This window comes from Thalassospira xianhensis MCCC 1A02616 (assembly GCF_003326475.1).
GTDB lineage: Bacteria > Pseudomonadota > Alphaproteobacteria > Rhodospirillales > Thalassospiraceae > Thalassospira > Thalassospira xianhensis.
The window spans coordinates 125,878-151,157 of the sequence record NZ_JPWA01000001.1 but is presented as its reverse complement, the minus strand read 5'-3'; the positions used below and the strand labels follow the sequence as shown (position 1 = coordinate 151,157).

Here is a 25,280-nt window from a genome sequence, read left to right as displayed (position 1 = left end):
TGCGTTTGGCTGTGGTGCTTTTGATTACATTGACGGTGCGGACTGGCTCTGTTCCGGGCCGGTTGCCGTTGGAGCATTTTCTTCGAGCGCCTCACGCATCAATGTCAGCACTTCCCCTTCGCTCAGGCCAAAGATGGCCGAAGCTTCCTGATGGCTTGCGATCGCTTGGAGTTCTCCGGTCAAACGCACATCCACCGCAAAGCCCTGCTCGTCCGGTCCGGAGTGTGTCACCTGAGATGGCTCCAAATACCAAAGCCCTGGGCTATCGGCCTCGGGAACTCCGAGGCTATAGGCGTCATTGTTCCCGGATTTCGAATTCCAGAACAAATGTGGGCCGGTATGCGCGACGACCTTCGAAATCACGTCACCATGTTCGTCCTCAAAGGCGAAGACGAGGGCAGTATTGGGTTCCTTGCCGACTTTGATAATATGGGCTTCTTCGCGCAGATCATCATTGGTGCGAAGTTGAACCCCGAACCGGCGCTGACTATCCGAAAGGCGAAGGGACTGCATATGGAAGTTAGCCTGGTCGACTGCCATCGCTTCGTCTTCGACACCCTGGAAGATTGTGAACCCATCTGCGTCTGCCACCTGAGCCGCCAACCCGCGCGCGTCAGGATACCCCATTGTTGATGGGGCAATAATCAGGACAGGGAACTCAACGTCGTTCAGTACTGAGCGCGACAATTCCGGTTCGAGTATTTGGGTTGCGCCGATGCTGCCGCCCTCGCCCGAGCTGTAGACCATTTCACCCCACGCGACGCGCACGGGCTCTGGTTCAACGCAGCATACGCCCAGTGAGGTTTCGATCACCGTTTTGCCATTGTAAAAGCCGCTGCTATCGGCCGGGCCGTCGATCCAAAATGCGGTTGCCATGACTTAAACTCCGCCCATGGCCATACTTGGCACGTTGTTGGAGTTTTCCGCTTCCTCGATAAGCATCTCCAGTGGAGTTCTGCACCCAAAATTGAATTGAGCCTGAACCTCGAGATTGTCACGGGTAATACCAAAATGCTCGCACGCATCAGCCACGGAAATCGACTCCCAATCTCCATTCAGGCCGTATCTGGTTCGCACTGGTCCATCAAGCTCCTCAAAGTAGCTGCCATCGCGCAAAACCAATAGCCCACATGTCTCGGCAGCCGGGAGCCCAAGGTCCGCCGCCTGGAACCCAGCAGGGCCATAGTCGCCCCCACGAATTTCGTAGGAGAGGTAAGGGCCACGAATGGCAACGACACTTGCAAAGATTTCGCCGTTGTCATTGCGCACCGCAATTGCTAGCGCGTCGTTCGGGACGTCCCTTAGCATTTCGTCTGCAACGTCGTGATGCACGTTTTCCATGGACTTGCTGATCCGAAATTCCGGATGGTCTTCGAGCATTGCAATCGCAGCTTCGTAGCTCGGCGCGGTACCGACGATATTGTGAGGGCCGTCCAGCTGAATAGCAACGTCGTCGCCATTCGGCCAGCCGACAGTTTTCTCGGCTGCGATGATGTCACCAACTGCAAACGACTTCGTGTTTTTTGCCCAGCCATCGGCGTTCGCGACGGAGACGAGTTCCCGCGTATGAGGCTTGCGGTACCACATGCCCTCCAAAACAGCCATTTCAGGCGTCTCTACAACGGGGAAAGCCGTATAACCTGGATACTGCAATAGCCTTCCATAGACCGTTCCTGTGTCTGCAATACGGCTCACATAAAGGAATGTTTTTCTCATCACCACCACCAACCTTGAACGTAATTCTTTATCTAGATGCAAAACTATACATCTTTTCCTTGCAATCAAGAAAAATATCATACATTCATGAGGTCAGAAAAAGGAAAACAACAGCCTCGGAATTTATCAGGATGCCCTTGCATAAGGCAGTTAGTCCAAAGCGAACGAAAGCGATTGATATCCGGGATGACGAATTGCCACATCTCCTTGAATCCTCGTCTGTGGTAGTTCGGCGGCCGCTCAAATTCCAGCCTCCAGAATGGGTGAACGGGCCTCCGGGGTATTCATGTTTGACGCCCTTCCGCTGTGTGGAGTTTCGAGGGCACTTCCCAGGGAACGGCTACTGCGCCACGTTTATTCCTCAGCCCTTTGTCAAGGGCGATATGCTGTGGGTAAGAGAGCGCGCGTGGAAGGTGGTTCGTGCAGATGGGCCGGATGTTGCCGACCCGGAGAGCAAATCAGACGGTGCTGACGGATACATCTATGCGTCGCGCTATCGCTATTGCCCTTGCCCGCATTACGCGGATGTCCCATCCATTCAGCTACCGCGGTGGGCGAGCCGCCGAATGTTGGAAGTGTCTAAGGTTCGCGTTGTCCGCTGGCACGATATCACGGATGCGGATGCAGAGGCTGAAGGAATGCCGTCTGTGACCAGTGGCGAGTACGAGAAGCGAGTTCGCAGGGTCTTTGGCAACAGGTCCTGGGACAACAATGAATGGATATGGTCGGTGTTCGCCAATGTATGTTGGGATGTCTCCAAAATTTGGCCGAGGTTCAATATTTGAAGCTGTTGCTCTGGCAGGTCAGCGACGTGCAGTCGCCGACGGCATGGCAGTTGTGGAAACGTTCGCAATGAGCTGGCGGAAATGCGTCAGGATTTTCAGCTAATGAAATGTCGTGCAATTTCCTCCGAAATTCTTCGACGGCGCTCCTTTCGGCCAGATAGAGGTCTTTAAGTTTGTAGTGATACTCAAGAAGGACAACACCATCTGAACAGCTAAGAAGTTCATTGCAAACCGAAAAGTACCTGTCGGACCATTCGAGCGAAGCCGCAATGCCCGCCCCACCGCTTAGTTCATATTCGTCCAGCATCTTCAATAAGTGAAGAGATGTTTGCTGTAAGCGTACGCGAGCAGCCGCACCTTCAGGCATCAGGTCGAGGATGCGTGACAAGGCTTCACGTGTTGCAGGAATTCTTGACAGGATAGGCTCCGCATCAACGTCGGCACTTTTCTTCGAGGTCTGTTCAGTATCCATTGCCTTACTCTCCGCTGCGCTCCTCTACTTCTGAGAATAAACCATAAAACCATTTTCCTGTCACCTATAATGTTGACAAGAATAATTAGCTTGATTACTGTCAAAATATTGACGGGTGCACTTTCCTAGAGGCATCCATAGCTTATTCAGGGACAGAGGATGTCGCTATGAAAGTCACAGAAACGAAAAAAGTCACCCGGGAAATCCATGTCGCCTCCTGCATCAAATGCGGTTCCGATGATGTCCAGATTACCGACTGTGGATACTCATCTTTTAATATGGGCGGTGGCACATGTAAGTCGTGCAAGCACTCCGTTTCCGATTCATGTGACATTTCACCTTCAAAAGACGAGTTGGCCCGTATCTGGAACAAAAAGAACGACATCAAGGCACTCATCGCAGCCCAGCAGAAGAAAATCGAAACCGCCACGTCCAAGATCGAGGAACTCAAGGCATTGGACCAGAAGTACAGGGATGCGAAGGCCGGGTTGAAACGTACCGGTCAGGGCTTTGACCTTGATGCCCGGTCCAAACGTATGCAAGCCCTGAACAAAAAGGGCGAGCGGGCTGTTGGTGATTTCAATTCTGCTTTCCCCGTTGGCAGCCCCGTCACTCTCGAGCTTGATGGTGGTCACGTGGTCGACACGACAGTCAGTGCACCGGCACAGATGATGTGCGGACATCCAAGCGCCTGGTTCTCGGGTGTAAGCGGCTCCTATCATATTGGCTGTGTTCGGCCCAAATGATAGCGGTTGTTTGAAGTCTGGAATGAAAACAGATACCTTGCGGTACGATGTGTTCGCTCCATAGGGGATGTCAATGACACCGAAGTTGTTGCTCGATATGATTCGCAAGCACGGCTACACGAATAGTCAGATTGCCCGTAATTTCAAAAATATATACCCGGATGACGCGGGCAAAAACAATACTGTCATTTCGGAACGCCTGACAAACTGGCCCTAATCAGCGAGAGCAACGAAGCAGAGTTCCGCCACCTCAGGGTTTATCGACAGATGCGCTACGTCGTGAACCAAATGCGACTGTGCGAACGGCGGGAAAAGCAGTCGATGGCGCGGCGTTCGCGAGCTGAAAAATGGGGCTACTGGCAATTTGATAGTGACCGATAGTACTCCCAGAGCCAAACTGCTTGCATCCTCTGTTGCATTTCACAAATATGGGGCCTTCATTTTCAGAAAGGTGGCTTCATGCAATCTCCGTCCAATTCCGAAACCTTGATGTATTCAGTATTCGCTATTGTGTTGGCGGTGGTGACAGCTGTTCTTGCCGTATTCGAAGTGGCAGAGATATTGGCAATCCTTTTGAACAGTGAGACCAAGCGTGGAGGCATGGTATTCGCCTATCAGGCTTTCCTGATGGTCATGGTTGGATATGCAGGCGTCTTTTTTACGGTGCGCGCGGCAAACTGTTGGCATGATCGCTCGAAATACCGCAAGACAAATGCGAGCTCTTGAACCACTCTGGACTTGCCTTCATACTACCGCGCCATTGTTTTGCTGATGAGGCATGGTGTTCATGTGCGGTCGATACAGCCATCAACTCACTTGGTCCGAAATCCACGAACTGGCGGGGATGGCGTTTCCTGTCCCCGAAAAAGACCCCAAATCAAATTTCAACGTCGCCCCCACTCACTTTTGCCCGGTCGTTCTAACGGATGGGAAAGATACTTGGGGGGAGACTGCATACTGGGGTTTTGTGCCGCACTGGTGGAAAAAGAGTCTGAACGACAAAAAGTTTAATACCATCAATGCAAAGGCGGAAGAGATCCACAAAAAGGCGACATATCGCGACGCTGTCCAGCAGCACCGTTGCCTTGTTCCGGCGACCTGCTTCTATGAATGGCGGAAATCCGACCGTCAGCCTTTCGCGATCGGGATCGGCGACGGACACGACGGCTTTAAACCATTTCTTATGGCCGGGATTTGGTCCAGGTGGTCGGGAAACTACAAAGATTCCCAATCGGAAGATACATTCGACGCATGCACATTCACCATACTGACACGCGAGGCCGGTGACCGAATGGCGGAAATCCATACTCGTGAACCGGCAGTCCTTACAGACGATGAAATAGCCAGCTGGATGTATAAGCCGCTCAATGAGGTGATTTCACAGGTTCTCGAGCCGACGCCTTCACAGCTTCTGTATTTCCGCCCAGTCGCAAAGGCGGTCGGAAACGTCAGGAATAACTCGCCTGACCTAATGCAGCCTGAGAGTACGCTTTTCTGAGGGCATCTTCAGGAGCTCTGACTCCCGACTCTCAGCGGGCCCAGATCTCCAGATTTTATCATTTCGGCAATCTCTGTGCGCCATGCCTGATAGGGCTTCACCCATTCTTCGAGCATAGGCTCGAGCAAATGCTTCCCCGGTGATATTTGCCGCGTGCGCAGTTCCGAATGCCGCATATCGCTGAAGGGATCACAGATGAAATTACCGTCATGTTCAAAGCCGAGTTCGGGAGAAATTCTATGCTCGGCTGACAGTGTTCGCGACATTTGCGCCACAGCAAAGGCTAAGACATCCTCGATACTCAGCTTGAAGCCGTACACCCGATAGTCGCCCGGGCTGGTCTGAACACTGCTTGTTTCCAGGCGGATGTCGAACAGATTTGAGTTTGTACCAGGTAATCCAGCCGTCAGAAAATCGGTGACAAACAGCTTTTGAGAAACCTCGCGCGTGGACAAATCCAGGACATAGCTGTCAGTTTCCGGTATGAACCCGGCGACTTTCAGAATTTGCAAAACAGAACTCATTTCCCGCCGCCCCGCTTCAGTCATATGAAACCTCAGTGTTGACCGGTTACCTTGGAAGCGCAACAGCGCATCTCTCCTTCACGCACTGAATTGTGGTGTCTCTTGAATGTTTACCGTGCGGTGAAGTCTGCCAGAAATCACGACTTGGGAAAGGGAAATTCACCGCACGGTGAAGTCGCTCTTGCAATCCAGCAGATTTACCTCTAAATTCACCGTACGGTAAAGTTAATGGTCATTTGCATGTTGTGAGGCAATAATGAACCACACAATGTCCGACATTGGTACACTCCTTCGCACGCGCCGGGAAGCCCTGGGCCTGCGACAAGAGGACGTGGTTTTGTCAACGGGGAGCTCCGTCAAGTTTCTGAGTGGTATCGAGCGTAATGGGCCGCGACCGCGGACACCATTTGCTGATCTCCGGACGCTCGTCGAGGCTCTTGGAGGAACCATCGAAATCCGGTTCCCTGACGAGAGTGAAGACCAAAATGAATGATATGACGAAAACGCTTCAGGTTCGGCTTAATGACGAGCTTGTTGGACATCTCCGGATGGATACACACGGGGAGATGTCATTTGAGTATGATGATGCCTATCTTGGCGTCGCATCCACTCCTCTTTCGCAGAGCCTCCCACTGCGCAAAGAGCCGTTCAACCAGTTGGAATGCGCACCGTTCTTCGCAGGGCTTTTACCAGACAATCCTCAAGCGCGCCAAGCATTGGGCAAGCAGTTTCATGTGTCTGATGACAACAGTTTCGGCCTGCTGGCTAATATCGGTCGCGATTGCGCCGGTGCGGTGGTGATTGCTCCAGAGCCGCAAGCATTGGAACCGAGGCAGGGATGGCTCGAGGAGCTTGATGAGGCGCAGTTGGCTGACCTCATTGATAACCTGCCCCACCGCCCGCTGGCGGCCGTTGAAGGCGAAGTCATGCTGTCTCTCGCTGGCGTCCATGACAAAGCTGCGGTGTTTGTTGATCCGGCCGGGCAAGTCAGTTTACCCCATCACGGTCATCCGAGTTCGCACATCCTTAAAGTCGATATCAAGGGGCTGCCGGACTCCATTCGCACGGAGAGCTTCCTGCTTAAGCTCGCGCGCGAAATGAAACTCCCTGTACCGCACTCGCGTGTGGGCGAGGCCGAGGGTAAGACATATATGCTGGTCAGCCGGTTTGACCGCGTGGTGTCGTGGAACGAAGATGGCTCGGCCGGGCGCATCCGTCGTCTCCACCAGGAGGATTTCTGTCAGGCACTGGGCGTGCCCCCGCACATGAAATACGAGCATGAAGGCGGGCCAACACTTGCCGACATGTTCAAGCTGGTTTTCAAGGTAACCAGAGTGCCGGTCAAGGAAGTATTGAAGCTGACAGATTACGTCATTTACAACTTCCTGATCGGAAACCCCGACAGCCATGCCAAGAACTATTCTTTGGTTTATCGGCCGCGCGCGGTGGAACTCAGCCCGATCTACGATTTGAACAACGCCAAGGCGTTTGAACACCACTTCAAAAAGGTTCGACCCCGTATTGCTCAGGCCATTGGCGGTGAGAGAAACCCTGAGATGATTGGGCGTGAACACTGGCTGAAATTCGCCGATGAGTGTGGCCTGAGAGGCGCTAGCGTCCTGAAACGTCTGGTGGCCCAGGCCGAGATGATGCCCGCAGCCGTTCGGGCCTTACGGGAGAAGCTTCGAGGAACCGTCGCTGATTGCGAAGCATTGGACCTGGTTGTGAACGATATCGCAGATCGATGCGCCAGGGTTTTATCATGGGAAGCGGCACCGGTTCTTCCGGCGCCTGACGCACCCGAAGCGCCATCTCTTAAAATTTGAGCCTGCTGTCAGGTCGCAACGGAGGACTGGGATATGAATAAGAAAGAAGCAGAAGTCCTTGGTGAGATTGTTCTGGATATGTTGTATGGCGCCACTGCGACGGACGAGACGAACGATTTCGCTAAGAGCATGTTGCATAACTTTCCCAAGATTAAGAAGCATGTCCAAGACGATATAAATGTTGCTTTCAAACTTTTTGATAGAACCAAAAAGCTCATCGTTAGCCATCTTTGTGAGAGTGAGTTTGGCCAGGGCTATATGGAATCAGCGGCCGGAATTCAGCGGCTCTACGATTGGAGAGCTAAGTGTGACGGTAACGACGGGGTTTTTGAAGTTCACTACGATCTGATTGAAAGGCTCGGCGTCAGGGGATACTTCGAATGGATTGATGAACTGTTTCCATTTTCTAATCCAGTTTGGATTGAGTTGGTCAATCAATACGAGGTCGACTGGCTTCCTGTCCAAGAAAGCCCGGGTATTGACCTCGAAAGCGACGAAGATGAAGATGAAGAATACGATGACGACGAGCCGCCACACTCATTTCGTCCTTAGAACCCCTCACTTCTTACCGGCCTAGACGGCATCATTCTTGGCGGCTTCCTTCTTTTGCAGCCTCCACGCCAGATAGGCATCGCGGTGGAACGGATCGCTCAGGAATTCATTGAATGTCGCGCGCTCTTTCCGCAAATCAGAAAGCTCCCTGTTCATTTGAGATAGGGTCTGCGCTAGCTCAGACTGCGCGTCATCCTCAGACGGAGTGCTTTCCGCATCCTCGGCCTCCGTTTCAAGCCCTAGAGCTGCAATGACTAGCAACGCTGCCTGGAGATCAGATGGCGGTTTGGGATGGTCTTCCCAGGCAATCTTCAAAATACGCCGGGCCGCCTCAATATGGCGCTGACTGACTTTGCCACCTCCCAGCTTGACATACTGTTCGACCATCTCAGGAAACTGGATTGCGCCAGGGACGTGCTCAACATGTTTGACAGGAATTATTGCTTGTTTCACTTGTCAGCTCCTTGAAATTAACGGTCCGAACAGCCTATGGTTGCTGGAGGGCAGGATCTTCCGGCTTATCTTGCGCCACCCTTTCCAGCCGAGCCCTCTCCATGTAGATGATGTGCAACATCATTCCAACGCCATACGGTTTCTCGATGTTGGCGGAGACCCACTCGGTTAGTTTCCCTTGGTCCAGTTCGCGAATGGTGCTCAAGAACTGAAGCCGATCACCAAAATGAAGCGGAACCTCCTGGAGTGTCGGTAGCAAGTCGATTGGGATTCCATCTGGGAACACGGCGTAGAAGTCCTGGGACGCTGAAATCAGATGGTGCTTCGACTTCAGGTTCTTGACGAAACTCCAAATCTGCAAGCGTGGATGGCCAAGGATGACGGCCAGTCTCTTTGCATCGCGGATGGTTTCATCGGTGAAATCTGCCATGAGAGATGCGTCAGGCGCATTCGGGGTTCCGATGCCCAGCTTGCCCTGCTCGGTCGCAATGATTTCACGCTGAATGTCTGACAATCCCGTGAGCTCGATGAGTTCGGGATATTCTTTTTGGTTGGCTGCGAGAAGCATCGTCCGCAGAACAGGCCATGAGGCCCGGGCAATTTCTCGGGGTGCAACGGACTGAATAGCTTGCTTCAATACCGTTTCACAGCCTGCTTCCACATCCCCATCGCCCAGCGCGGTAATGAAGGGAATAAAGGTTTCCCATCCACGGCTTTCAAGTAAGCCCGGGGGGATCGCGATTCCCGCAGATGGGTGCTGCTGCACAGTGAAACAGGCCAATTCTTCATCTTCGCGTGTTTCCCAGGCGAGGAGCGGTGAGTTATCATCCACTTTGCCCAAGCTGTTGATGTAATAATCGCGCACGACAACCGGCCGGAGAAGGTCAAGTAGCACTGTTCGGTATGCTGTTCCCAGTCTGTCTTTCAGCTCAGGGACCGCCTCCCCTCCATTTTCCCTCAACTTCTCATAGCTGCCACTAAAGAGCGGCTGAAAGCTCAAAGCGCAAACGTGGCCCGCATAGGGAACAACGCTTACAATCAGGTCTGGTTCAGGAGAGCTAAGGAACCATCCGCCACACAAATCTTTGTAATTATCAGTCGGGACATGGGGTGGACCAAATCTACGATGCATGTAGGCAAACAAGTTGGCCCAAGACAGTTCAGCCAATGGCGTGGAGTTTAAAACGACGTCGTCAAATCCGTCTGGTTTAAACAGGCGGTCGCACTTCGTGCGATGCTCAAGCCGGTTCGTCACAAGTTCAGCCAAGAAATTCCGATCAGGAAGATTTTGAGCGATGTCTCTTTCTGCATCTGCCCGCACAGCGTCATTCACTACCCGTGCCAGGTCTCGCAACGCGTCCTTGTCGAGTGAGAATACAGAGGTATCAACTCCTGAGCGGATAGTGATGCCGGTGTAGCCACCATCCAAGGGACGGGCACGAGTGGAAAAATTGGACATGGCTCTTCTCCAGAAATGATAGCAAGTTGTGTTTTCAATGGTGGACGTTGAAGTCCAGCCAGTGCCTAAGGCTACGTCTGCTTCAGGCGTTCGAGAAGCCACTGCTTATTTTCAAGATTTCGAACAGTCCAGCGCGGGTACAGCCGAGGGTAGCCGAGGAGGTTCCCCAACTTCTCTGCCTCATCAATTACGTCGCGAGTAAACTCTTCAAGGATACTTTGAGCCTTTTGATTGCCGATGCCAAGTTGCAGAAGATCATCTTGGAAGATTGCTTCGTCAGCGGGTGAAAGCGCCAGCAATCGTTTGATGTCCTCCTGGAAGCCTCCAGGGCGCGCAGAAAGCAAGACAAGCCGAAGGACTGGCCAAGACGCTTTCCTGACATGATGTTGCGCGGTCTTTTCGATTGCATGATTGCAGGCAATATCAAGCCCCTTGAGAGCGTCGTCTTCCCCTAGTGTGGTGATAAAGGAGATAAACTTCCTCCATTCGTCGCTATCGAGAAGGCCGATGGGCGTTGCAACGCCACAAGATGGGTGGTGTGCAACCTGGTAATAGGCAAACTGGCCCTCGCCGACTTCTTGCCCTTCGTGTAGCCTTGACTGGTTCCACAACGGGCCCAGTGCGTTCATTGAATGCTCTGGATCACTCTCTGTTTGGAGGAGATCCTCGATAAACGAGTGCTCTCGGATGCCTACAGGACGCAATAGGTCCATCAGGACCGCTCGGTAAGCTTTCGACAGCCGTCCGTGAAGCGCGGTATCTGGTTTGCCCTCTTCTTTCTCAATAGTGCCATCGAAATAGGGCTCAAAGCAATTCTCGATGCCTTCCCCGGCACATGGCACAATGTCGACGACCAGGTCAGGCTCAGGTGAGCTCAAGCGCCAGCCTGCGCTAATATCCTGATGGCCAGATGTTTGAACGTATGGTGGACCAAAGCGCCGATGCATGTAAGCGAACAGCGTCATCCAGTTCATGGATGCCAGTGGTGTCGAAGCAAACACGGTGTCGTCGACCTCCGGCGCGGCAAACAGCTTGCGACAAGAAGTAAAGTTATACGGAGGTTCGGCCACCAGCTTTGCCATGAAATCGACGTTCGGTAGGTCGTCGGCCAACTTGCGATTCAGTAACTTCCTTTGCGCAGCACGGATGCCGTCAGCAAGATCCGCAAGCGCTTCCGCATCCAGGCAATACTCTGGGTCATCTGCCCCCTGCCCGATTGTCACTCCGGTCGTTCCGTCGTCTCGAACGCGCACGCGAACTTCAAAGTTAGCCATGAGTTGCTTCCTGTCATTCTGCAAAAGGAAAACTGTTTACATATTTTCCTTATTTGATACCGTACCAAATCCTCGATGCATAGTTTTATTTCTGTTTTCTTTCATTCTGAAGGAGTTCTGCATGCCCCCTATCCCAGAGAGCTTGATTTCTGATGCACGTATCGCCGAGGTGCATGGAACAGCCAATTTTGGTACGACTGCCCCTAGAGATGTTGTCAGCCAGGCCTTGCTTAAGGTTGCGTGTAGCTACCATAACGGCAGCACAGCGCTGAGAATTCTCCTGGAGCATGGGCTGGTCAGTGGTGACCCCATCAAAATCCTTGCGATGGGAAGCAGAACTGCGCCAAAACTCACCGCTTCTGGCCGGAGCTATCTTTGGTCCAGCTTCCACGCAGTTTGTCACACAAAAACGCATGAGGAAGCGGGCTCAGAAATGATTTCGGATGCTGAGATTGCTGAAGCTTTAGGAGGCGCAGATTTTGGGGTGTTGCCTGCCCGCGTGGCTATCAATGAATCTCTCCTGAGGCAGGTATGTCGATACCAGAACGGTGACCTGGTGCTTTCAATCATGTCCCGCCTTGGGCTCACACGTGATGATAAGTATAACCTGACAGATATTGGACGTCGCTATCTTTGGGCGTGCCTGGCCAATTAAGGTCAATTGATTCTTTATTGTGTTCCGTCATAAGCATGTGGCCGGGTTATTCTTGTGCATGTGTCCCCCTATAGAATTGAGTGAGTGAATGGAAATCTCCAAGGAACTGATAAGAACTTATTCAGGCAATGATTCACATGCTATGGCAATAGCAATGCATAACTTGACCGGTTGGCCGATACACACACTCACAGTGGTTTGCAGAGACCGTACAGGCATGCCGCATAGCTGGGTGCAATCGCCGGATGGTGGTGGGTTTGACATCTCGGGTTCATTTGATGTCAGTACACTACCGGACAAGTATATGCCTATCATCAATGTGTCCACAGGCACTGCGGAACGAAATAAAAAATACCGGACACATATGGAGTATTCTTCTCACAGTACCGTGAATGAGTTCGTAGAAGAGCTGAAGGACTTCTACGATATGGAGTGGGGTGGGCTCGACTTTTCAACGTTCTTCCTGCCTACGTTGTGGCAAAAAGTAGAAGCTGCGCAGCCGGTTGCCATTGCTTGTCTGCGTTCACACTTTCCTGATCTTCCGCTTGTGTGTGAGGGCACCCCGGTCCCGAGCCCATAATCTCCAGTTCAGGTGCCGAGATGGATATAACAAGCGAGCTTATTCAAAAGTATACTTCTGGCTTGTGCTACCCTATGGCAATAGCTCTACACACGATTACAGGGTGGCCAATTCAAACGGTATCTGTGCGTTCCAAGTCTCGCTCTGGCGTGGCACATAGTTGGGTGAAATCACCAGACGGTCTAGCCTTCGACATTTCCGGTGCTTTTATTCAAGGAGCTATGGTCGACCGGTATGCTCCCCTTAACCCTCAACTCAGTGAAGGTGATTTGAAGCGATACAAAGAGTATCGCCGCGGCATGCTGTTCTCGACGCACAGAACTACAGCCGAATTCCTTGAAGAGTTGCAAGACTTCTATGGTGAACCGGCTAAGTTTAAAGCGGACTATCTACCGTTCATGTGGGAACAAGTCGAGGTCGCCAAGGAAATTGCTCTGGGCGCTTTGCAGAATTATTTTCCCGAGCTTCCATTCGCACCTCATTATGCCACTGCCCCAAACCTATAATCTAAGCGCGAACGACGCTCAAAGTATGACTTAACACTACAGAAGTGGAAGTCAAATAATACTTTGGGAATCTTTGATGTCACATTACCCTATAAGTAAAACGTCTCTCTCCCGGAAGGATGTATATTATGCGGGGGCTGGAATTTCATATATGAGGTTTGAATGTACTCTCTGGTTGTAGCTGTTCTTTCCATCGCGCTTGGTGTTGGTATTGCTCTTTCTACCGTCTACTATGGTGGGCGTGCTTATACCGCGTCTTCTGCCAAAGCTGAGGCGTTGGAGATCATAAACGCAGTCCAGCAAATTAAGGCAGCTCTTGCTGTGCGAGGACTGACAACTCCATTGTCATCAGTTACCGTCAGGGTGCTTGCGGACGAGGGGTATTTATCCGGGCCTAACCTTTACATCAAGAACAATCCCATTAGGGTTATTGTACGTTCGTCGGACGGAAAGGGGATTGTTGGCACCCGTGTTCTTGTTGATGAATATAATTATGAAACAATTGATCAGGACATACCTTTGTGTGGTGCTTTGGAGGCCCTCAATGGCGCGTCTCAGAATGACCTAGCCCCGGTCGCAAACGGTCCACAGATGATTCCTTATGTTCTAGATTATGCTCATAACAATAACATTCCCTTCGATTGTTTTCCAGATGGAGCACCTGGGTGGGTGTTCGTTTTCTTCAAATTGACTTAGTTGGTCCAAGCGAAAGTTAGTTAGGACAACCCGTTTCTCGGGAGCCTCGGGTTCTGAGCCATCTCTGAGGTTTCTTCGAAGCTTAATGTGACAGACGAATTTGCATTCTCCTCTGTCCATGTGTACGGCACAAGCGGATGGATGCTCGGCCCTACCTGAAAGCACACACCTTCTGGTCGATTGCGGCCCAAGAACGCACAAGGGTGGCCTCCTCCCATTTTCGGATGGAAGGCCGGGCCACCTTCCAGAAGCAGGAGGCCATTTTCTGACTCGATGAAATCGAGAGTGCAGTTGAAGCTTCCTTCCGGGAACCTCTCACGGAGCAATGTCTTGCGTTCGGCGTTCAGGGTTTGCACTTCGAAGTCGGGATGCACGGGGACAACGGATCGCTGTTGTGCAACATCGATGATGCGCTCCGCCAACGCCTTGGCCTCAAGTGCCATTTTGGCGCTCTCCGGGCTCATAGCGTCGGTCCAGCCGTAATAGTTGGCTACACCAATAACCTCGCCCTGCTCAACAAAGACACGCCATTCTGCGGGCCAACGGCCGCGCCCAGCGGGGCCGTCCATTCCGCGGTGGGGGTCAACCCCCTCAAACCAGCGTGCCGCTGTAATCCATGGTCGCGCGACATAGACCTGTTCGTCACTGACTGGACCGGTTACGACGGACGACACAAGTCGGGCATCTGCAACATCAATGTGGCGCCGGTTGCCAACCCTGTACCAGCCAGGGCCGACTTCGACATCAGGTCCAAAACGAACTTGTGGCGCTGTGTCCTCAAGAAGCCCCGTGCCAGCGAGTGCTTTGAGCGTACTGGGCCCGGCCCGGACGTGGCGAACCATCCACCCTTCTGGAACGTCGTCCATTGCCTGTGCCGCTTTCTCTGCACAGTCCCCGATCGGCTCACGTGGTGATCTTTCCGACTGGCCGTCTTGCACAGCAAGTTGTGATAGCGCTTTTTCCAGGCGGCGTGTGACGGCCGACCCCGCAATCTTGACCTTTCCCGACAGGGCGCTGACCTCGCCTTCTGTCAGAGTTAGTACCGGGCGCGCTTCAACGAATGCAACGTTGGCCTCTTCCGCCAAAGACAGCCAATGCAGAAGATTGCAGGCATCAAACTCGCCGTCGGTGTCTCCTGGTCGTAGAAAGTCGCCTGTTCGGTCCGCTAGGAACTGTTCAATATCTGCCATCTGCTTCAGACGATTTGGGAGTTCAGGGATGCGGCGCGCGACATCGGCGGTAATCCGTCGAAACTTGTTGGTCAGCGAAACCTTGTTTCCTTCAAGGTTCATGCCAAGAACGAAATTTCTCAATTGGTCTTTCATCGGGATATCCGCTTAGTTGCATGCACGGGTGTTCTGTACATAGTTACGCGACCTGAAGCCCAATGTGTAAGGCAACCTCTGGCAAACGAGGTCAGGAACCTCTTGGTTTCAGCTTGCGCCAATAGGTGTCGTTATTCCTGTTGAGTTCTTCCAAGATGCGCTGGCTCGGCGGTGGCAGCCTCAGAACCTCAACAAAGTCGAAGGTGTCTTTCAGACATTTCTGAGCGTCATTTGGGGTCCAGTGCGCAAGGAACTCGATACTGTCAGAAGCGCACGCTTGAAAATAGTCGGTAATTTTATTCGCGGTGGGATTGTCGGTGTATTGCACCCTCACCGGCATCACAACGGTGTCCCGCCACTCATCTAGCTCTCTCGCCTGCATTAAATTAATCGCCACCACTGCGATCAATAAAGGCACAATCACAAGGCATCTTACGAGAAACTTTGTAAACGGGTCATTTGACATTGAGTACCTCAATCCTGCGGGGCGCTAACAGCACTCTTTGGTGTGATCGGATATAAGTCTTTTGCAGGAGGCAAGCGGCTAATCGCGGTCTGAATTCCAGAATGCGGTGTTGTTTATCGCCAATTGCCTCATCAAACCAAAAGCCGACGCAGGGAGCTGAAGTCTTTCAACGAATTCGGCAGTTTCGGTCAGGCAATCGTTAGTAATTGCTGGATTGACATAATAGCCCGCACAGCGGCGATAGTAATCAAGAACAACAGTCAGCTCCTGATTGCCTCTAAGGGGCGCTTCTAGTGGCGTCACAACCTCGGCAGTCCATGACGATGAGGTTCGGTCAGCAGAAACCAAAGACACGCCGGGCAATAGTGCAAGGATTACCACCCCGAATAAAACGATGTAGAAAGGGATCTTGTTACGCATTGAATGGCGCCTCTGATAACGTTTGAGAGCAGCTTCTCCTGCCAGTGAGGAAGTCAGTGAAGCAGGCATCAGTTCTCTTTTCTCCGACAGCTTAACCCGCTTTCGCGAACAAGGAGTTTTTAGTGTTGTCCTGGAGCGAACAAAAACAAAAGCGTGATACCAACTGTAATCAGAAGGAACAAAACGGCATAAACGCGTGCAAGAATCATAGTGTATCTCCACTTTAATGAGTGGCCAGGACCACCCTAATGAAAAGAAAGACGATCTTTTTTGCGCTGGCTAAGGGACCGATTAAGGTCGCCTTGGATTACAACGAAGTCAGGGTCACGCGCTGCATCTTCAGCTACGTTTTCCTTCACGGCTTGAGTTTTACATTCCTCGACCAGTCGGGTCATCTCAGGTCGGTTCTCTTGTGGCTCAGGATTGATAACGTCATAGCCTATTGACATGCTGATCCCGGCAAACATCCCGGCAAACAGAAAGCACATCACAGGGGTCGGTACACGGTCTACCGCCCAGCATATTTCGTCTACTAGTGAGATAAAACCGTACAAATCTTTAGCCTTCCAACTTGTCTTGGAGCCCAAAGAAGCCACTCACTAGTTTCCACTGCTCATAGCTTACAAAGGGGTGTGTGGGATATCGTCTAGGCTGAAAGGAGAAGGCTTCATCCCCATTGCGAGGTTGCGTTCTTCTTCAGTTACCAGTATGCCTCTTGCCGACTAAGCGGCAGTATCAATCTGAACGGTTTCTCGACGATCGCTCAACTCCACCATGTGGATCTTCCTCTGGACACAAAAATCACCTTAATGGCGTTGATTTGCTCACGAGAGTACCTATGGTAAAGGAATTGTCAACACGTTTTACTTTATATCTTCGTGTTTTCTTTGGATGCGCAGGAGTTGTTACACCGAGAAAGCGGGATGGACTTTGGTGGTCTCGTCGTATTCCCGAATGTTTCCACCATTTTTGTGGAATTCGATCAACCGCTCTTTTTCGTCGCTGCCGAGTTCGTGCCACTGGTTGAAGTCATCCGCAATGGAATTCCAGGCTTCTTTGACGTCCTGCCAAATAAGCGACTCATCCAACTCTACCCGTCCGTTCCCTGCAATGTTTTTATCCGACATCTCACCGGTTCCTTTTTATTACTGACCCATCTGAAAAGTGAATTCCACCATACAACCAAATGGTACTCATTGCCTTTCTTCTTTTTTATGCTAGATTAGCGGCTTCATCAAGAGAGCAAAGCATCGCTCAAAGGTGTCCTGACAGGACACACAGGAGGCTAGGATAGCTTTCTTTGATTTATTGGGCGGCCAATTCCTTGATACTTGGAAAGCATTTTTCTGCTACCCCGAAGTAGAACCTGCCAAACCTGAGACTAAATTCGGCTAAAGGATATGGATAATGGCTAAGAATATCGTTGATCACCTGAACCGACTGAAACCCGATGACGTCAAAGTCGGCGAGATCACAGACCCGAAACTCATCGCAGCAATCACTGCGGAGTTGAAGGATGGTACCTCAGACCACCCCGGTAGAATGTCTTTTCATGCAACCGGGGTAAACATCTCGGCGAAGCGGGTGGTCGACACCACGCGGTTCACGGCGCATACATCAGGTGCCGATGTGCCAGACGCTACCAGTTTTTGATAAAGAGTAATAAGCGATGAATAGTAAGAGATCGAAAGAAGACTTTAAACTGCTGGGTACTTTCGACCATGTCGAAGTTCGCTATACGAGTGATACAGGGGATCAAGAGCCTTTGCTATTAATCGACCAATACTTCCACCGTTTGTCGAACTGGTGGGTGCACTGCGAAGCGACAATCGACGCTCTTGGTCTTTCCGACTGGTGGAGCGGCCAGAATGAAGAAATCTTGGATTGCGTTTGCGAAAAAGGAATCCTCTCTGAGGAAGAACGTCGTCAACTGGACCGCCTGATTTCCAATAGATATCAAATCAGCCCAAATCCTTCACTGCGTGGATTTCCGATGTTCCCAGGCATTGTAACCGACGGATCAATCAGGCAACTGGCAGATAAGCTGGTTGAGAGCGCACCGGCGAGCAATTGTAAGTAAGCTTTCCAAATTTAGTCCGGCGAATTTGTCTTTCCTCTGGCCTTCCCTTTAACGCTATGGTTGTATTTCCATTTAGGGCTATTGCGCGATGGGGGAGGCACGATGGCTGTGTCCAAAAATCCGGATTTGCGGTGGTCGCAGAAGGCGATTAACGGATTGTGCTGGCTGATTTTAGCTTGTGCTGCCCTGTCGCATGATGTTTTCGCCGTTGAAATCATTGTAAAGGCCGACGAACAGAAACCAAACGGGGGTGGCGTCGTTTGGGATAACGGCTTTAATCATAATCCGGACATGCTGCTCTGCTATGTGCACCCAGGATATGATGCAGATGACGCACAGTGCTTTATAGGAAATGCGTTGGAAAATGCCATTCCGAAGCCCATGGCGTATTTCGAAAAATCGACCGCCAAGGTGGGCGTATGTCAGAACCAGTCAAGTTGCCTTTTTTCTGGTCTTCCTATTCCCTCTGATAGAGGAACCATAGTCATTATTGACAAGGACTTTGACCAGTCTGACGGAATGCTGGAAGAAAAACTCGATGGCGACAGCGAGTGTCGAATCAACAAAGATGGTTCTATCTCTTGCGCTTGGCCCTATCACGGCGAGGGTGCCACTTTCGTCGTCGTTGATAGAGCATTTGTTGAGGAGCTCAATAAGAACGGCTTACTGAAACATTTCGCTAACAATCTTGATGCCTTGGCGGAAGGCCATAAGAGAGCAATCAGGGCCAGTCTGATGGAAACCTTTGCCGCCCGGAGAATGGATGATGCCAAAGAGTTCCTTGGGAACTTCAGGGATAAAATGCGCCAAATAAGGGTTGAGAGGGAAGCTGCTGAAGCTGAAGAAAGGCTCGAACAGTGGTTGGAGGGGATGGAAGAACCTGTATCTCGCGTTTATGAAGAATTGACGGGGCACCCATGGTACACGTGTCGCAAACAGCGAGCGGCAACGATTAAAGCCCTGGAGCTTTCGGTGCGGATGACACAGATATCGGATTTCCTTCGGCCTGACCTCATGAATGTTTTTCTTCAGGCAACAGCGCCTACACGTTTTTTCGCGCTTTCGAGATTAACCAAACCTCAAATTGCCGAAGTCGTTGCCATGGCGGAGAATGGATATACTTTGTTCATTAGTGCAGCTGGTGATGGAACGAGAGAGATTGAGGTTCGAACACCGCGAGGAGATTTTGATAAGCGCGTTATGACACAGGGCCTTTTACAAGCCTGTGATTGGCGGTGACTTTGTAACATCTTGAGACAGGTTTTCCAGTGCCTCGAGGTTTCTCCCGATTGAAGCGGCAATATCAGGGGCGCAAGCAGACAGCCTGGCATAGCCGGTTCCAATCCCCCCACTTGGCCATACGATAGTGCCACCTTGCTTGGCGTGCCTGAAGAGGCGGCGCCAGTCATTCATGCTGGCTTTCTTCCACCTGTCAAAGTCTGCATTGCAAAGATAGGCACCATCCTTGCTGGATGGCCAGTTCTTCGTCGGGATGCCAACAGCATTGGGTTCGCCACGCAACGCTGCCGCCTGCCCCTTGTAGCCCTTCCTGAGCATATTGTCGCCAAAGACAAACAGGGTATCTGGCTCAGCACGCGCCATGTCGCGCGTATACAAATCTCGGTACTCGACAGGCATTGACTTCAGCTCGTTTACGGAATTTATTTGGGCATTGTAGACGAAGTTGGACAGATTATATGACTGATAACTTTATCATAGAAATCACACTGGCAATTAACAAATAGAAGGCCAGCGTTTTGCGTCAGCTGTTGATGAACCCAGAGTCACCTCGAACAGGCAGTCTGTCCCGCTGCTATCAGAAATGATGGTGTGGCTGGTGCTTTAACAGGAGCCCGCTTAAGTGGCTCAGATGTGGCAAGGCACCACATCTGAGCACAGAAGGAAACTCTGTAAATGAAGGAGGACGTCAAAGACTTGCTTAGTCTCTCTGGGGATATATGCCCTGGATTGCAATGCAGACCTTGATATCCTCTGATCCTGTTTCGCTGGAGCCGTGAAGTTTTGGCAAGGCAAACGTCACGCGGCCATCTCCACCATAACGGTTTCCCAGCAAACTGAAGAGTGCTTGGTTCTGGTTAATCTGTAAAAGTTGACCATTGGCTTCACTGTAGCCCCGAGGGCAAAAGCTATAAGGAAGCATAATAATCTCGCCCAGAAACTCCTCATCTGCATAGGCTATTTTGAAGGAGCCGATAACGAGCAAAGAAAACAGTAAAATGACAGACAGCGCATTGATGGCGACACGCATACACAGGTTGTACATAATAGTTTTACCTCTTTGAGAGATGGTCTGGTTAGTTTACCCATCGGGTAAGCGGATATTCCGCCATTTTCTTTTTACAGCTCGTCATTAGGTCCGACCACGATCTGCCATTTGCCGTTTTTGTAAATTTCCCACTTACCCGTTGAGTTTACAAAGCGATGCAAATTCTTGATTGGCGTTCCACCTTTAACCTGAAACTGTGTTTCCCCTCCGCCGTTGAGGCTACAGTCGCGCAGTCCTAATACAGGAGAAGAAGGGTTCATCTGGAACTTATACACCGTACCTCCAAAGCCGCTTGCGACTTCGTAGTCCAAAGCGACAGAGCTAAACTGACTCATTGGTTTACTGCTATCTGAGGTCGCTATCATCTGGAATGAATTCAAAGTGGAGCTTTTGGTTCCATAGTCGATTTTCGGTCCGTTTTGCCTCCAAAACGCGGACTTGTCTGTCACCTTTTTCTCTCGTCGCTCAGCTTTAGACAATGTCTTCCCGGCTTCAAGAGACTTGATTTCATCTGGAAAATCTGTGGCCCTGTACCCCCAAGTGTTGGGGTCAGTAACCTCTAATGTTGTCATCCATTTATCAGTAGGACGAAAGGCTGAAACTTGCGAACTTGTGATGGTGCCAAGGTCACCGGTTTTCTTCGCATCATCAAGAATCATTTGAGCTGATCGCGAAGTCCGACATCCCACCTTGACGGCCTCTTCGGCTGTGAGGCTAATTTTGGTGCAGAGACCCATGCCATCCCTGACATAACCGGCATTACAGGTATAGGCTGTCTTCCGACAGGAGCTGGCTTCCGGGATACAGCAGAAGTTGAATGGGAAGTAGACCGTGACCTTATCGACGCATGTCACGCATGCTGGTTGCCCTAATTTTCCACACGCCTCGGCTGAAGAAGGCGTCGCAAAACCAAACATAAGGATTGCTGACAATATGACGCCCAGGCCCAGCAAACGGCCTTGCTTGAAGATGTTCATTCCGCCTCCTTGATGGTGTTTTGAATTGCCACTATTAAGGGTTGGCACCAGAAGAAATACAACACAAAAAACTCACATCATCACAAAGTTCACGGATGTTGCATGAGCGTTCTCTCAACAAACAAGACTGATTGGGGAGAAGTCAAATTTTACTGGGATGGCCAGTTCTTGGTTGGTGTCCCTACAGAATTGGGCTCACCGCGGCAACGCCGCCTGACCTTTGTCGCTCTTTCTGAGAATGTTGTCGCCTAAGACAAACAGCTTATCTGGTTCTAATCGGGCCATCTCGCGCGTGTAAATGTCTCTGTATTCCACCGGCATGGGCACTAGTTTACAAAGCCGGTGATGAAGGTCCACACACCCAGTCTGGAGAGGTCGTTCCACGTTGAAAAGACAATCAACGCTAAAATCAGGCTACCTCCAACACGGTAACTCCATTCTTGAACGCGGGCTCCCAATGGCTTTCCACGAACCGCTTCAATGCCATACATGACAAGATGTCCTCCATCTAGTGCCGGTAGAGGAACCAGATTGATGACCGCGAGGTTGATGGAGAGGTACGCCATAAAAATGACGAGGGGCCCGATGCCTGCCTCAAACATTTCCCCGGACATCTGAGCAATCATGATGGGGCCACCAAGATCAGAAGTTTCAACTGCACCGGTAAAAAGACCGCCAAATGAAGTAACAGTAAGTGCGAACAGCTCCCATGACATCGTGAAGGCCTTGCCGGTGCCCTCAACAAAGTTTAGCCGGACGGTTTCAAACGCTCCGACCCCAATGCCGAGATATCCCGCTTCAGTGCTAGCAGCATTGTCAGCGTTTGAGCTGCCAGTCGTCACCAAAAGGTCGATAGGAGTGCCGTCTCGCTCAATGCTGAAGGTCATCGCCCGGTTAGGGTTATCATGCACAAGCTGGGTCAGATCACTGAACTTCTCGATCTTCTGGCCGTCAACGGAAACGATTTTGTCACCGGTCTGAAGATCTGCCAATGCCGCTGGGCTGTTCTCCTGAACTTCCCCGACAACCGGAAGTGGGTTCTGGATGCCAATGACTGAGAACAGAACCACAAAGGCCACGACAGCGAATAGCAGGTTGGCGATTGGCCCGGCCGCGACAATAGCGGCTCGCGCTTTCAACGATTTGTGATGGAAGGCGGAAGCGCGTTCGACGGCGCTCAAATCATCGGACTTTCCAGCGCTGGCGGGGTTCATGTCGCCATGCATCTTTACGAACCCACCCAGAGGTAATAGGCAGAATTTCCATCGGGTGCCATTCTTGGAGTTCCAGCCGAAAATCTCCGGCCCAAAACCAATAGAAAAGGCTTCGACCTTCACTCCATTGCGAAGAGCAACCCAATAATGTCCGAACTCATGCACAAAAACGAGAATTGACAGAACAATCAAAAAAGAGAGAAGCGTTGCCATTTTTAGTCACTCCAACACCCCTAGCGGGGTTCACCAAAACAAGTAAATGATGTCTTCGAAAAGTTATTTGGCTTTAATTATGTAATAGGAGGCGGGAATAATCTTGCTGCATTCAGGGCCAATGTTCACGATTTCATAGTCTCCAACTTCACCAATATCTTCTGGGTGAATTGCGTTTGACCAATTTGATTCCTGCGAAACGTAAACGCGCACGCTGTTCCCCTTTAATGCGCGCTGACAAATATGGCAATGCGGCCCTTTTGGGGATTTCCTGAAATCTGGGTCCAGGTAAATTTCTTCATGCTTCATTGCGTGTCTCCTTTGCCCTGTAGCCAGGTGAGTATCGCTCAATGAATGCCCTGGCATCAATGGCGTACTCTTCCAGTCGGACATTGTATTCGCCCCTCGACAGTTCACCTCTATCAAAAGCAAGGAAGTCTCGCATTGTCAGAATTGCGAAATCGACCTTTTTGCGTGCTTCTGCCCGGACGACTAGCGCCGACATTAAAACAATCAGCCATTCATCCCCCAGTGACGGGTTTTCTCGAATGGTCTTTACCCGTTCCTCACCAAGGAACAGCGATGCTGCCACGACGGCAGTCCACTTGCTCGACCGAGAGAGAACTGAAACTTTCTCTTTGATGGTGTCACAGGACAATTTTCAGCCTTTTCTTCTTCAAAAGGATTATGAAGACATTTGTAAAAGAGTTGACAGGTAACTTCAACGGAAAAGTCCAAGAATTTTACTTCGAACTCACCTGTTGGGGAGGCTCCGCACTGTGGCTCACGACCTCGTCGGTTCGCTCCCTCATCGCGTGTCGCTGTGACGCCGACCGTACCCCCATATGTCAAAAGCGAACGGAGCAACAAGGCAGGTGGCAATTGCCGCCACGCCCATCGCAAACAACAAAGAAACATCCGACAATGTCACTGTCCAGCGAACGACATAGAAAGCAATCACATACCAGACGATTGCAATCGTGGTCCACCGGATACCCGCGTGAATTTGACGAAAGCGTTGTTCCGGAGCTGCCGCTCGCTCGATGTCTCCGGTATTCTCCTGGTCTTCTTTCCCGGAGGGGGCCTGATAGTATGGGGTCACCGATGCAAAACAGCGATCGGCGCGCGCCAGGCGTTCACTAAATTCATCAACATCAATTGGCATTCAGACATATCCCGTTTTCAAGCAGACCGTTGAGTTCTTGCGGCATGGAAATACTCTGGTATGTTACAAGTGAAATCTAAAGCACCTCAAGGAAAACAGGAGGAGATCATCAAACAATTCTTTAGAGCGAAAAGCGCTGTTCGATGGTGTGGTTTCGTCCTTTTTTCGGTGGCGGCCATTTGTTCACTGTTCGTGAGCACCCCCTATCAGTTACTCAGCCACACGCAGGTGGTATGTATTGCTACAATCGCCACTTGCCTGCTGCTGGCAGCTCATCACAAAGACAAGGTTTGATACCTTCTTGACGATACGCCTCGGGCATTGTTCACTCGACAACTATTGAGCGATTTTGTGCTCGGGGTTGGCTGGCTTTACAAGCCATGGGGGCGACAGATGCATGGGATAGTTAACGTCGAAAACCTGATCGACAGCCCTGAAGGTTTAAGCAGGCTGAAACGCGACATTCTGTTTGTCGACAAAATCTGTTTGATGTCCTTGCCCCGGGAGGTGTTCCCCTATCGAAACACTGCATCCAGTGAGATAATCAGCGAAATCGACTACCTTCAGGATACGGGCTTGTTTGAGTGGACAGAGATCCGTATGTTCCACGCGCAAGCTCAACTGGGTGATGGAAGTAAAGTCGGGCCGAGGTTGAGCCAACAGAATCAGTTGCCTGACGATGCCCGAGCGCAAATTCAGTCTCTATTACAGGCCGCAAACCGTGAATTAGACAGCATTTCTCAACGCCCAATTCCCGAACTTCACAAGAATCCGATGTCTGTTGTGACGACGAACCTGGTTAACGCCTTTCGGGAGATTTCGACTGCACTCGCCTTTGCGAGGAGCATAGACACCAGGTTAGCGGTAGCAGAGCAGCAGGTTATGGGGCACGAAGCGGTTTCTCTGGATATACTTCCGTCGCTCTCCGTGCTGGGTGTCGCGAGCCCTGGCGAGCAGGTACTTGATGTGTGCATCAACAAGGTCGCCATGCCCGGCCCCAACGTGCCCTGGGAAGCAATTCTTGAGCTTAGGGCAGATGAAGACGTGACACAACGAGCCCGGAAACTTCGCTTATGGTCTCGAAGTCTGGGGCAAACTGAACTGAACCCGAAGCATGCAGTGGAGCGACTTGAAGATTTGCTTGCGGACTATGAGAGATATATGGCGTACCATAAACAGAAACTTCAGCATGGCACACTGAAGACCTGTGTCTACTGGGCATCCGATATCATTGAAAGCGCAGTGAAATTAAAGTTCACTGAACTCCTGAAGGGCTTTCTAGAGATTGGTGCAGCAAAGAAGGACTTGTTAATCGCAGAAATGGAGGCCCCAGGAAGGGAGGTTTCCCTGATTTCGAAGTTGAACAGCGACAGTCGGTACAACTCGTAATC

The 25,280-nt window shown here is 51.1% G+C and carries 34 protein-coding genes; 15 read left to right on the top strand and 19 right to left on the bottom strand.

Translation table 11 applies throughout. The annotated features are described in order from the left end of the window. Positions 1 to 24: 24 nt before the first annotated feature. The 3 genes from TH5_RS00865 to TH5_RS00850 all read right to left on the bottom strand — a co-directional run bounded on the left by TH5_RS00865 (position 25) and on the right by TH5_RS00850 (position 2,973). Complete coding sequence (locus TH5_RS00865; RefSeq protein ID WP_114120147.1) at positions 25 to 876, bottom strand: hypothetical protein; 852 nt, start codon at positions 874 to 876, stop codon at positions 25 to 27. A gap of 3 nt (positions 877 to 879) precedes the next feature. Continuing rightward, a complete protein-coding gene (locus TH5_RS00860) occupies positions 880 to 1,758 on the bottom strand; it encodes a hypothetical protein (RefSeq protein WP_147250009.1) in 879 nt (292 codons plus the stop codon). Positions 1,759 to 2,490: 732 nt separating this feature from the next. Further along, on the bottom strand, positions 2,491 to 2,973 hold the full coding sequence (locus TH5_RS00850; RefSeq protein ID WP_114120142.1) for a hypothetical protein: 483 nt from the start codon (positions 2,971 to 2,973) through the stop codon (positions 2,491 to 2,493). A 167-nt stretch (positions 2,974 to 3,140) separates the two neighbouring features. Here TH5_RS00850 and TH5_RS00845 point away from each other — a divergent pair, with 167 nt between their 5' ends. From TH5_RS00845 to TH5_RS00835, 3 genes are all read left to right on the top strand, one after another. Then, on the top strand, positions 3,141 to 3,719 hold the full coding sequence (locus TH5_RS00845) for a hypothetical protein (RefSeq protein ID WP_114120140.1): 579 nt from the start codon (positions 3,141 to 3,143) through the stop codon (positions 3,717 to 3,719). Positions 3,720 to 4,178: 459 nt separating this feature from the next. Continuing rightward, on the top strand, positions 4,179 to 4,445 hold the full coding sequence (locus TH5_RS00840) for a hypothetical protein (RefSeq protein ID WP_147250008.1): 267 nt from the start codon (positions 4,179 to 4,181) through the stop codon (positions 4,443 to 4,445). 52 nt (positions 4,446 to 4,497) lie between these two features. After that, positions 4,498 to 5,217 (top strand): SOS response-associated peptidase family protein, encoded by a 720-nt coding sequence (locus TH5_RS00835; RefSeq protein ID WP_114120136.1) that lies wholly within the window; start codon positions 4,498 to 4,500, stop codon positions 5,215 to 5,217. Between the two features lie 8 nt (positions 5,218 to 5,225). On the opposite strand, the gene TH5_RS00830 is transcribed toward TH5_RS00835, so the two are convergent. After that, positions 5,226 to 5,765, bottom strand: a complete 540-nt coding sequence (locus TH5_RS00830; protein WP_114120134.1) for a hypothetical protein — start codon at positions 5,763 to 5,765, stop codon at positions 5,226 to 5,228. 232 nt (positions 5,766 to 5,997) lie between these two features. Between TH5_RS00830 and TH5_RS26120 the strand changes: the two genes are divergently transcribed. The 3 genes from TH5_RS26120 to TH5_RS00815 are packed head-to-tail and all read left to right on the top strand — an operon-like array spanning position 5,998 to position 8,119. Next, complete coding sequence (locus TH5_RS26120) at positions 5,998 to 6,234, top strand: helix-turn-helix domain-containing protein (RefSeq protein ID WP_114120133.1); 237 nt, start codon at positions 5,998 to 6,000, stop codon at positions 6,232 to 6,234. Then, the gene (locus TH5_RS00820; RefSeq protein ID WP_167443418.1) at positions 6,227 to 7,567 is read left to right on the top strand and encodes a type II toxin-antitoxin system HipA family toxin; all 1,341 of its coding nucleotides are present in this window, start codon (positions 6,227 to 6,229) and stop codon (positions 7,565 to 7,567) included. Before TH5_RS26120 ends, TH5_RS00820 begins: the two co-directional genes overlap by 8 nt. A 33-nt stretch (positions 7,568 to 7,600) precedes the next feature. Continuing rightward, positions 7,601 to 8,119, top strand: a complete 519-nt coding sequence (locus tag TH5_RS00815) for a hypothetical protein (protein ID WP_114120129.1) — start codon at positions 7,601 to 7,603, stop codon at positions 8,117 to 8,119. A gap of 21 nt (positions 8,120 to 8,140) precedes the next feature. Here TH5_RS00815 and TH5_RS00810 read toward each other — a convergent pair whose 3' ends face one another. The 3 genes from TH5_RS00810 to TH5_RS00800 form a co-directional block, all read right to left on the bottom strand. Next, positions 8,141 to 8,572 (bottom strand): hypothetical protein, encoded by a 432-nt coding sequence (locus TH5_RS00810; RefSeq protein WP_114120127.1) that lies wholly within the window; start codon positions 8,570 to 8,572, stop codon positions 8,141 to 8,143. Between the two features lie 34 nt (positions 8,573 to 8,606). Beyond that, positions 8,607 to 10,031, bottom strand: coding sequence for a hypothetical protein (locus TH5_RS00805; RefSeq protein ID WP_114120125.1), 1,425 nt, complete (start codon positions 10,029 to 10,031; stop codon positions 8,607 to 8,609). Between the two features lie 71 nt (positions 10,032 to 10,102). After that, positions 10,103 to 11,305 (bottom strand): hypothetical protein, encoded by a 1,203-nt coding sequence (locus TH5_RS00800; protein ID WP_114120123.1) that lies wholly within the window; start codon positions 11,303 to 11,305, stop codon positions 10,103 to 10,105. 121 nt (positions 11,306 to 11,426) lie between these two features. Between TH5_RS00800 and TH5_RS00795 the strand changes: the two genes are divergently transcribed. The 4 genes from TH5_RS00795 (at position 11,427) to TH5_RS00780 (ending at position 13,742) form a co-directional block, all read left to right on the top strand. Then, positions 11,427 to 11,960: a hypothetical protein gene (locus tag TH5_RS00795; protein WP_114120122.1), complete on the top strand. Its 534-nt coding sequence runs from the start codon at positions 11,427 to 11,429 to the stop codon at positions 11,958 to 11,960. Between the two features lie 88 nt (positions 11,961 to 12,048). Continuing rightward, the gene (locus TH5_RS00790) at positions 12,049 to 12,540 is read left to right on the top strand and encodes a hypothetical protein (RefSeq protein ID WP_114120121.1); all 492 of its coding nucleotides are present in this window, start codon (positions 12,049 to 12,051) and stop codon (positions 12,538 to 12,540) included. A 20-nt stretch (positions 12,541 to 12,560) separates the two neighbouring features. Further along, positions 12,561 to 13,046 carry a hypothetical protein gene (locus TH5_RS25225; RefSeq protein ID WP_147250007.1) on the top strand — a complete coding sequence of 162 codons (486 nt, stop codon included), beginning with the start codon at positions 12,561 to 12,563 and terminating at the stop codon, positions 13,044 to 13,046. 162 nt (positions 13,047 to 13,208) lie between these two features. After that, positions 13,209 to 13,742, top strand: a complete 534-nt coding sequence (locus tag TH5_RS00780) for a hypothetical protein (RefSeq protein WP_114120117.1) — start codon at positions 13,209 to 13,211, stop codon at positions 13,740 to 13,742. Between the two features lie 20 nt (positions 13,743 to 13,762). Here TH5_RS00780 and TH5_RS00775 read toward each other — a convergent pair whose 3' ends face one another. From TH5_RS00775 to TH5_RS00755, 5 genes are all read right to left on the bottom strand, one after another. Then, positions 13,763 to 15,067: a hypothetical protein gene (locus TH5_RS00775; protein WP_114120115.1), complete on the bottom strand. Its 1,305-nt coding sequence runs from the start codon at positions 15,065 to 15,067 to the stop codon at positions 13,763 to 13,765. A 91-nt stretch (positions 15,068 to 15,158) separates the two neighbouring features. Further along, entirely contained in the window at positions 15,159 to 15,533 is a 375-nt protein-coding gene (locus TH5_RS00770) for a hypothetical protein (protein WP_114120113.1), read from the bottom strand. 78 nt (positions 15,534 to 15,611) lie between these two features. Next, complete coding sequence (locus tag TH5_RS00765) at positions 15,612 to 16,022, bottom strand: hypothetical protein (RefSeq protein WP_147250006.1); 411 nt, start codon at positions 16,020 to 16,022, stop codon at positions 15,612 to 15,614. Positions 16,023 to 16,198: 176 nt separating this feature from the next. Continuing rightward, complete coding sequence (locus TH5_RS25220) at positions 16,199 to 16,549, bottom strand: hypothetical protein (RefSeq protein ID WP_147250005.1); 351 nt, start codon at positions 16,547 to 16,549, stop codon at positions 16,199 to 16,201. A gap of 309 nt (positions 16,550 to 16,858) precedes the next feature. Further along, positions 16,859 to 17,080: a hypothetical protein gene (locus tag TH5_RS00755; RefSeq protein ID WP_114120107.1), complete on the bottom strand. Its 222-nt coding sequence runs from the start codon at positions 17,078 to 17,080 to the stop codon at positions 16,859 to 16,861. Positions 17,081 to 17,360: 280 nt separating this feature from the next. On the opposite strand from TH5_RS00755, the gene TH5_RS00750 reads away from it, so the two are divergent. The 3 genes from TH5_RS00750 to TH5_RS00740 all read left to right on the top strand — a co-directional run bounded on the left by TH5_RS00750 (position 17,361) and on the right by TH5_RS00740 (position 19,272). Continuing rightward, positions 17,361 to 17,606: a hypothetical protein gene (locus tag TH5_RS00750; protein ID WP_114120105.1), complete on the top strand. Its 246-nt coding sequence runs from the start codon at positions 17,361 to 17,363 to the stop codon at positions 17,604 to 17,606. Between the two features lie 16 nt (positions 17,607 to 17,622). Beyond that, positions 17,623 to 18,033, top strand: coding sequence for a hypothetical protein (locus TH5_RS00745; RefSeq protein WP_114120103.1), 411 nt, complete (start codon positions 17,623 to 17,625; stop codon positions 18,031 to 18,033). 102 nt (positions 18,034 to 18,135) lie between these two features. Further along, complete coding sequence (locus TH5_RS00740) at positions 18,136 to 19,272, top strand: hypothetical protein (RefSeq protein ID WP_114120101.1); 1,137 nt, start codon at positions 18,136 to 18,138, stop codon at positions 19,270 to 19,272. On the opposite strand, the gene TH5_RS00735 is transcribed toward TH5_RS00740, so the two are convergent. From TH5_RS00735 to TH5_RS00710, 7 genes are all read right to left on the bottom strand, one after another. Continuing rightward, positions 19,249 to 19,671: a DUF7831 domain-containing protein gene (locus tag TH5_RS00735; protein WP_114120099.1), complete on the bottom strand. Its 423-nt coding sequence runs from the start codon at positions 19,669 to 19,671 to the stop codon at positions 19,249 to 19,251. The genes TH5_RS00740 and TH5_RS00735 overlap by 24 nt on opposite strands. 301 nt (positions 19,672 to 19,972) lie before the next feature. Continuing rightward, complete coding sequence (locus TH5_RS00730) at positions 19,973 to 20,302, bottom strand: phage tail protein (RefSeq protein ID WP_114120515.1); 330 nt, start codon at positions 20,300 to 20,302, stop codon at positions 19,973 to 19,975. 89 nt (positions 20,303 to 20,391) lie between these two features. Further along, complete coding sequence (locus tag TH5_RS00725; RefSeq protein WP_114120097.1) at positions 20,392 to 21,297, bottom strand: hypothetical protein; 906 nt, start codon at positions 21,295 to 21,297, stop codon at positions 20,392 to 20,394. A gap of 326 nt (positions 21,298 to 21,623) precedes the next feature. After that, positions 21,624 to 22,724, bottom strand: coding sequence for an RIP metalloprotease RseP (gene rseP, locus TH5_RS00720; RefSeq protein ID WP_114120095.1), 1,101 nt, complete (start codon positions 22,722 to 22,724; stop codon positions 21,624 to 21,626). A 63-nt stretch (positions 22,725 to 22,787) separates the two neighbouring features. After that, positions 22,788 to 23,033: a hypothetical protein gene (locus tag TH5_RS25215; RefSeq protein ID WP_147250004.1), complete on the bottom strand. Its 246-nt coding sequence runs from the start codon at positions 23,031 to 23,033 to the stop codon at positions 22,788 to 22,790. Beyond that, the gene (locus tag TH5_RS00715; protein ID WP_147250003.1) at positions 23,023 to 23,316 is read right to left on the bottom strand and encodes a hypothetical protein; all 294 of its coding nucleotides are present in this window, start codon (positions 23,314 to 23,316) and stop codon (positions 23,023 to 23,025) included. Before TH5_RS00715 ends, TH5_RS25215 begins: the two co-directional genes overlap by 11 nt. Positions 23,317 to 23,532: 216 nt before the next feature. Beyond that, positions 23,533 to 23,889, bottom strand: coding sequence for a hypothetical protein (locus TH5_RS00710; RefSeq protein WP_114120091.1), 357 nt, complete (start codon positions 23,887 to 23,889; stop codon positions 23,533 to 23,535). Positions 23,890 to 23,949: 60 nt separating this feature from the next. Here TH5_RS00710 and TH5_RS00705 point away from each other — a divergent pair, with 60 nt between their 5' ends. Together TH5_RS00705 and TH5_RS00700 are read left to right on the top strand one after the other, a co-directional pair. After that, positions 23,950 to 24,183: a hypothetical protein gene (locus TH5_RS00705; RefSeq protein ID WP_114120089.1), complete on the top strand. Its 234-nt coding sequence runs from the start codon at positions 23,950 to 23,952 to the stop codon at positions 24,181 to 24,183. 45 nt (positions 24,184 to 24,228) lie between these two features. Further along, on the top strand, positions 24,229 to 25,278 hold the full coding sequence (locus TH5_RS00700) for a hypothetical protein (RefSeq protein ID WP_147250002.1): 1,050 nt from the start codon (positions 24,229 to 24,231) through the stop codon (positions 25,276 to 25,278). The last annotated feature ends 2 nt before the right edge of the window (positions 25,279 to 25,280 follow it).

Excerpts from the sequence above, each read along its gene's own strand:
- TH5_RS00755 (WP_114120107.1), bottom strand. The coding sequence starts at position 17,080 with ATGTCGGATAAAAACATTGCAGGGAACGGACGGGTAGAGTTGGATGAG.
- TH5_RS00780 (WP_114120117.1), top strand. The coding sequence starts at position 13,209 with ATGTACTCTCTGGTTGTAGCTGTTCTTTCCATCGCGCTTGGTGTTGGT.
- TH5_RS00850 (WP_114120142.1), bottom strand. The coding sequence starts at position 2,973 with ATGGATACTGAACAGACCTCGAAGAAAAGTGCCGACGTTGATGCGGAG.
- TH5_RS00800 (WP_114120123.1), bottom strand. The coding sequence starts at position 11,305 with ATGGCTAACTTTGAAGTTCGCGTGCGCGTTCGAGACGACGGAACGACC.
- TH5_RS00765 (WP_147250006.1), bottom strand. The coding sequence starts at position 16,022 with ATGCCTGCTTCACTGACTTCCTCACTGGCAGGAGAAGCTGCTCTCAAA.
- TH5_RS00745 (WP_114120103.1), top strand. The coding sequence starts at position 17,623 with ATGAATAGTAAGAGATCGAAAGAAGACTTTAAACTGCTGGGTACTTTC.
- TH5_RS00835 (WP_114120136.1), top strand. The coding sequence starts at position 4,498 with ATGGTGTTCATGTGCGGTCGATACAGCCATCAACTCACTTGGTCCGAA.
- TH5_RS00815 (WP_114120129.1), top strand. The coding sequence starts at position 7,601 with ATGAATAAGAAAGAAGCAGAAGTCCTTGGTGAGATTGTTCTGGATATG.
- TH5_RS00705 (WP_114120089.1), top strand. The coding sequence starts at position 23,950 with ATGTTACAAGTGAAATCTAAAGCACCTCAAGGAAAACAGGAGGAGATC.
- TH5_RS00730 (WP_114120515.1), bottom strand. The coding sequence starts at position 20,302 with ATGCGTGTCGCCATCAATGCGCTGTCTGTCATTTTACTGTTTTCTTTG.
- rseP (WP_114120095.1), bottom strand. The coding sequence starts at position 22,724 with ATGGCAACGCTTCTCTCTTTTTTGATTGTTCTGTCAATTCTCGTTTTT.
- TH5_RS00820 (WP_167443418.1), top strand. The coding sequence starts at position 6,227 with ATGAATGATATGACGAAAACGCTTCAGGTTCGGCTTAATGACGAGCTT.
- TH5_RS00845 (WP_114120140.1), top strand. The coding sequence starts at position 3,141 with ATGAAAGTCACAGAAACGAAAAAAGTCACCCGGGAAATCCATGTCGCC.
- TH5_RS00805 (WP_114120125.1), bottom strand. The coding sequence starts at position 10,031 with ATGTCCAATTTTTCCACTCGTGCCCGTCCCTTGGATGGTGGCTACACC.
- TH5_RS00795 (WP_114120122.1), top strand. The coding sequence starts at position 11,427 with ATGCCCCCTATCCCAGAGAGCTTGATTTCTGATGCACGTATCGCCGAG.
- TH5_RS00775 (WP_114120115.1), bottom strand. The coding sequence starts at position 15,067 with ATGAAAGACCAATTGAGAAATTTCGTTCTTGGCATGAACCTTGAAGGA.
- TH5_RS25225 (WP_147250007.1), top strand. The coding sequence starts at position 12,561 with ATGGATATAACAAGCGAGCTTATTCAAAAGTATACTTCTGGCTTGTGC.
- TH5_RS26120 (WP_114120133.1), top strand. The coding sequence starts at position 5,998 with ATGAACCACACAATGTCCGACATTGGTACACTCCTTCGCACGCGCCGG.
- TH5_RS00830 (WP_114120134.1), bottom strand. The coding sequence starts at position 5,765 with ATGACTGAAGCGGGGCGGCGGGAAATGAGTTCTGTTTTGCAAATTCTG.
- TH5_RS00770 (WP_114120113.1), bottom strand. The coding sequence starts at position 15,533 with ATGTCAAATGACCCGTTTACAAAGTTTCTCGTAAGATGCCTTGTGATT.
- TH5_RS00740 (WP_114120101.1), top strand. The coding sequence starts at position 18,136 with ATGGCTGTGTCCAAAAATCCGGATTTGCGGTGGTCGCAGAAGGCGATT.
- TH5_RS00840 (WP_147250008.1), top strand. The coding sequence starts at position 4,179 with ATGCAATCTCCGTCCAATTCCGAAACCTTGATGTATTCAGTATTCGCT.
- TH5_RS00790 (WP_114120121.1), top strand. The coding sequence starts at position 12,049 with ATGGAAATCTCCAAGGAACTGATAAGAACTTATTCAGGCAATGATTCA.
- TH5_RS25215 (WP_147250004.1), bottom strand. The coding sequence starts at position 23,033 with ATGAAGCATGAAGAAATTTACCTGGACCCAGATTTCAGGAAATCCCCA.
- TH5_RS00865 (WP_114120147.1), bottom strand. The coding sequence starts at position 876 with ATGGCAACCGCATTTTGGATCGACGGCCCGGCCGATAGCAGCGGCTTT.
- TH5_RS00710 (WP_114120091.1), bottom strand. The coding sequence starts at position 23,889 with ATGCCAATTGATGTTGATGAATTTAGTGAACGCCTGGCGCGCGCCGAT.
- TH5_RS00735 (WP_114120099.1), bottom strand. The coding sequence starts at position 19,671 with ATGCCTGTCGAGTACCGAGATTTGTATACGCGCGACATGGCGCGTGCT.
- TH5_RS00750 (WP_114120105.1), top strand. The coding sequence starts at position 17,361 with ATGGCTAAGAATATCGTTGATCACCTGAACCGACTGAAACCCGATGAC.
- TH5_RS00725 (WP_114120097.1), bottom strand. The coding sequence starts at position 21,297 with ATGAACATCTTCAAGCAAGGCCGTTTGCTGGGCCTGGGCGTCATATTG.